The sequence below is a fragment of the Mesorhizobium sp. M1406 genome (assembly GCF_040317555.1).
GTDB lineage: Bacteria > Pseudomonadota > Alphaproteobacteria > Rhizobiales > Rhizobiaceae > Mesorhizobium.
In genome coordinates, this window is sequence record NZ_JAMYKW010000189.1 from 1 (window position 1) to 653 (window position 653).

General features: G+C 62.9%; 1 protein-coding gene and 1 pseudogene. Both read right to left on the reverse strand.

Annotation, left to right across the window (positions count from 1 at the left end; genetic code table 11):
* A partial coding sequence (locus tag NKH03_RS34880; RefSeq protein WP_352973385.1) for a cupin domain-containing protein occupies positions 1-252 on the reverse strand: 252 nt, incomplete at its 3' end.
* Positions 249-653, reverse strand: a pseudogene (locus tag NKH03_RS34885) (TetR/AcrR family transcriptional regulator); the annotation flags it as partial. The pseudogene NKH03_RS34885 and the gene NKH03_RS34880, both read right to left, overlap by 4 nt.

The window sequence follows — 653 nt, forward strand, 5'->3', positions numbered from 1 at the left end:
CGCGCTGCCTGGATCGGCGACTACCGTGCGCGGCGCTTCACCAGCCTCGAAGTGGCGGATCCTCAGTTCACCCTCCAGGATGTAAAACATCTCCGGTGAAGGGTGGGCGTGCGGTGGGGTACCGGAGCCGGGAGGCACCGTGACCTCAAGCATTTCAAGGTTCGAGCCGGCAACGCCGCCCAGGAAGCGGATGCGGTCGGCGATGACCCAGACGGTTTCGCCGCCATCGAATGGTACTACGTCAATCGTCATGATTTCTCCTTCGGTTTTGATGACACGCCCGCTTGAGGATGGCTCTGGCCGACTGCGGACAGGATCAGCTCGAGCGCCCAGGATGCGGTTTCGCCGGCCTGGGCGCCGTCGAGACCGCCATAGTCTTTCAAAACCTCCCAAGCGGAGGCTGAGAAGAGGAGATGCGCCAGCGCTTCGATTCTGCGGGTTTCGGCTGCCGGAAGCTTGGCGGTTGCGGCATTGAGAGCATGTGCGAAATGGCGGCGGCGGTCGAGAACCGTGCCCATGCGCATGTCGCGCCCTGTCCGCGAATGCAGAGCAACGCGCATCGCAGCTTCATGCTGGTCAAAACGTGGAAAGGCTGTTCGTGGCCCGTCCAGCAGCTCCTGCAATGTCTGCGGACTGGTGATCGCGCCGATCCG